Consider the following 3976-nt stretch of genomic DNA (forward strand, 5'->3'; position numbering starts at 1 on the left):
CCTGCCATAATTCTTATCCTCAAAAATAAAGAGATATAAATCCAATTGCCGTTAATTTATGAACCTTGTTTTTTAAAGGCTCTTTTCTAAAACAACATCCCTATTGCTCCACTGAACAGTGTCAGATTTTTGGCACAATATCCCAACTCTGACTTTTTTCAAAGTCAGAGTTTCGCAAAGATATGCAAAACAAGACTTTATCAGAGCTTTCTGACACTGACTTGTTACAGGTTACGCAATGCACTCTGATTTCGCCACTCTTAAGACTGATATTCCCATGTTTTCTTTAAAAAAACGTTAAAGGTGAGATATCTCACTAGCAAATACAATCTAACGCATAAAAATATCGGGAGAAAGCAGAGGGGAAAAAATGATAGACATAAAAAAACCCGCTCAAAGAGCGGGTTTTTAGGTAACTTAATCAGTAACGATTATAGTACGTCAACTGCGTTAAGGTCAGCAAATGCTTGCTCTAGACGAGTAACCATTGAAGCTTGGCCTGCACGTAGCCATACGCGTGGATCGTAGTACTTCTTGTTTGGTGCATCTTCACCAGTTGGGTTACCGATCTGACCTTGTAGGTAATCGTGGTTTTCAGCTTCGAACTTACGGATACCATCCCAAGTAGCCCACTGTGTATCAGTATCGATGTTCATTTTGATTACACCGTAGCCGATAGATTCACGGATTTCTTCTAGAGAAGAACCTGAACCGCCGTGGAATACGAAGTTTAGAGAGTTCGCTGGAAGACCGAATTTCTCAGAAACGTGCGCTTGAGAATCACGTAGGATAGTTGGAGTTAGTACAACGTTACCTGGCTTGTATACGCCGTGTACGTTACCGAAAGATGCTGCGATAGTGAAACGGTGGCTGATTGCGCTTAGTTTCTCGTATGCGTATGCAACGTCTTCTGGAGAAGTGTATAGCTCAGACGCATCCATATCAGAGTTGTCAACGCCGTCTTCTTCACCACCAGTACAACCTAGTTCGATTTCTAGAGTCATGTTCATTTTAGCCATGCGCTCTAGGTACTTAGCAGAAATTTCGATGTTCTCTTCTAGAGACTCTTCAGAAAGGTCGATCATGTGAGAAGAGAATAGTGGCTTACCAGTTTGCGCGAAGTACTCTTCACCAGCGTCTAGTAGACCGTCGATCCAAGGAAGTAGTTTCTTAGCTGCGTGGTCAGTGTGTAGGATTACTGGAACACCGTAAGCTTCAGCTACAGCGTGAACGTATTTCGCACCAGCAACAGCACCTAGGATTTGAGCTTCTTGACCTTCAAGTTTTAGACCTTTACCAGCAAAGAAAGCAGCGCCACCGTTAGAGAACTGAACGATAACTGGAGCTTTAACTTTTGCAGCTGCTTCAAGTACTGCGTTTACAGAGTCAGTACCCACACAGTTTACTGCTGGAAGTGCAAAGCTGTTTTCTTTTGCAACTTCAAATACTTTCTGAACGTCATCGCCAGAGATAACACCTGGTTTTACGAAGTCGAAGATCTTAGACATGGATGTAATCCTATTTATCTGTCGTTTTTAAACAAAACTTGTTAAGTTGAAAATCTTGCAAACGTTTGCTCACAACTGAGGCTATTCTAGCAGAGTTCCTCACACGTTGCAGCAAACAAGAAAGCGGGAGAATCACTCCCCCGCTTTGCTTTAATTACTTAGCGCGTGCTTCTAGCATTTCTACTGCTGGAAGAACTTTACCTTCTACGAACTCAAGGAAAGCGCCGCCGCCAGTAGAGATGTAAGATACATCCGCTTTGATACCGAACTTGTCGATAGCCGCTAGCGTGTCACCACCACCAGCAACAGAGAAGCCTTCAGAAGCTGCGATAGCTTCAGAGATACCTTTAGTACCTGCTTCGAAGTTCTTGAATTCGAATACGCCTACTGGACCATTCCATAGGATAGTCTTAGCGTTTTTAAGGATTTCAGCTAGTTCAGCAGTTGAATCTGGACCAAGGTCGAAGATCATGTCGTCGTCTTGTACTTCAGAAACGTGCTTAATTTCAGCTTCTGCGTTCTCGTCGAATGCTTTCGCACATGCAACGTCAGTTGCTACTGGAATTGCACACTCGTCCATTAGCTTCTTAGCTGTTTCAACTAGGTCTGCTTCGTATAGAGACTTACCAACGTTGTGTCCAGCAGCTGCGATGAATGTGTTAGCAATACCACCACCAACAACGAGTTGGTCAGCGATTTTAGATAGAGACTCAAGAACAGTTAGCTTAGTAGAAACTTTTGAACCACCTACGATAGCAACCATTGGACGAGCTGGCTTGTCCATTGCTTTGCCTAGCGCTTCTAGTTCGTTCGCTAGTAGAGGACCAGCACATGCTACGTCTGCGTGCATGCCAACGCCGTGAGTAGATGCTTGAGCACGGTGAGCCGTACCGAATGCGTCCATTACGAATACGTCACATAGTGCTGCATATTTCTTAGATAGCTCTTCGTCGTTTTTCTTTTCGCCTTTGTTGAAGCGAACGTTTTCAAGAACAACAAGTTCACCCGCATTTAGCTCTAGGCCATCTAGGTAGTCTTTTGCTAGCTTCACTTCGCAATCTAGTGCGTCGTTTAGGTAGTTAACAACTGGTTGTAGAGAGAACTCTTCAGCGTATTCACCTTCAGTTGGGCGACCTAGGTGAGACGTAACCATTACTTTAGCGCCTACTTCTAGGCAGTGCTTAATAGTTGGAAGAGATGCGATGATACGTGCATCCGAAGTTACTTTACCGTCTTTTACTGGCACGTTTAGGTCAGCACGGATAAATACACGTTTACCTGTAAGATCCAGGTCAGTCATCTTGATTACAGACATGATGTGTCCTCTCAAATATTTAATAATTAAAGTTTTTGAAAACTCGGCAACCCTGCCAAGCCTGTTAATTCTTCAAACTGGTTATAGATATGGAGATATTATGGATTTATTTCAAGGCTTGAAATAAAAAATCTCCATCACTTCTTCGTCATTACTGTTCCACTTGCGAAGAAGCTTGCATTGCTAAGGCAGTATCCAGCATCCGGTTAGCAAAGCCCCATTCGTTGTCGCACCAAACGAGCATTTTTACGAGTTGCCCGTTACTCACTCTAGTCTGGCTTCCATCCACAATCGCACTATGGGGGTCGTGGTTAAAGTCGATGGAAACGAGTGGCGATTCAGTATAGTCAACAATGTTACGTAATGTACACTGAGATGCGTTAACAATGGTTTGATTTACGTCATTAACTTTCACATTTGTACTAATTGTGACACTTAAATCCATTGCAGTGACGTTAACCGTTGGAACACGAACAGAAATTGCTTCGAATTTGTTGGAAAATTTCGGGAAGATTCTTTCAATCCCCTTATGCAACTTAGTGTCCACCGGAATAATAGATTGGCTTGCAGCGCGGGTACGGCGTAAGTCGTTATGATACGCATCAATTACTTGTTGATCGTTCATGGACGAATGAATTGTGGTAATGGTGCCAGACTCTATGCCGAAGGCTTCGTCTAATACTTTAATGATGGGAACGATACAGTTGGTGGTGCAAGAACCATTGGAGACAACACGGTGCTCGTCTTTCAGAGTTTCGTGGTTCACGCCATAGATAATCGTATTATCTAGGTCGTTTGCGCCCGGGTGCGAAAACAGTACTTTCTTCGCGCCTGCTTCTATATGCGCTTGCCCATCCGCTTGCGAACCAAATACGCCAGTGCAATCCAAGACGATATCAACTTCTAAATCACGCCAAGGAAGTAATTCGATTTCGGAGAGGTGGAGAATGCGAATGGAATCATATTCACCGCTGTCATGATGAACATGCAAATGTTCTTGGTCATGGGAAATTTTTTTACCAAAGCGACCATGACTGGTGTCATATTGCAGTAGGTGTGCCATCGCCTCTGGCTGTGCTAGTTCGTTTACCGCCACAACCTTGATCTGCTGGTGTTTTCCGCTTTCATACACCGCTCGCAGAACATTACGACC

Annotated in this window: 3 protein-coding genes; all 3 read right to left on the bottom strand. The window is 43.7% G+C overall.

Annotated features, from left to right (window positions below; all coding sequences use genetic code 11):
• Positions 1–431: 431 nt before the first annotated feature.
• Positions 432–1508, bottom strand: coding sequence for a class II fructose-bisphosphate aldolase (fbaA, locus tag CAG68_RS16585; RefSeq protein ID WP_005380996.1), 1077 nt, complete (start codon positions 1506–1508; stop codon positions 432–434).
• A gap of 154 nt (positions 1509–1662) precedes the next feature.
• Complete coding sequence (locus tag CAG68_RS16590) at positions 1663–2823, bottom strand: phosphoglycerate kinase (protein WP_161441386.1); 1161 nt, start codon at positions 2821–2823, stop codon at positions 1663–1665.
• A 151-nt stretch (positions 2824–2974) separates the two neighbouring features.
• A partial coding sequence (gene epd, locus CAG68_RS16595; protein WP_161441387.1) for an erythrose-4-phosphate dehydrogenase occupies positions 2975–3976 on the bottom strand: 1002 nt, incomplete at its 5' end.

The sequence above is a fragment of the Vibrio sp. V42_P2S4T144 genome, from assembly GCF_009904715.1.
GTDB lineage: Bacteria > Pseudomonadota > Gammaproteobacteria > Enterobacterales > Vibrionaceae > Vibrio > Vibrio alginolyticus.

Bases quoted from the DNA above. Each gene is read 5' to 3' on its own strand.
- fbaA (WP_005380996.1), bottom strand. From the start codon at position 1,508: ATGTCTAAGATCTTCGACTTCGTAAAACCAGGTGTTATCTCTGGCGAT.
- CAG68_RS16590 (WP_161441386.1), bottom strand. From the start codon at position 2,823: ATGTCTGTAATCAAGATGACTGACCTGGATCTTACAGGTAAACGTGTA.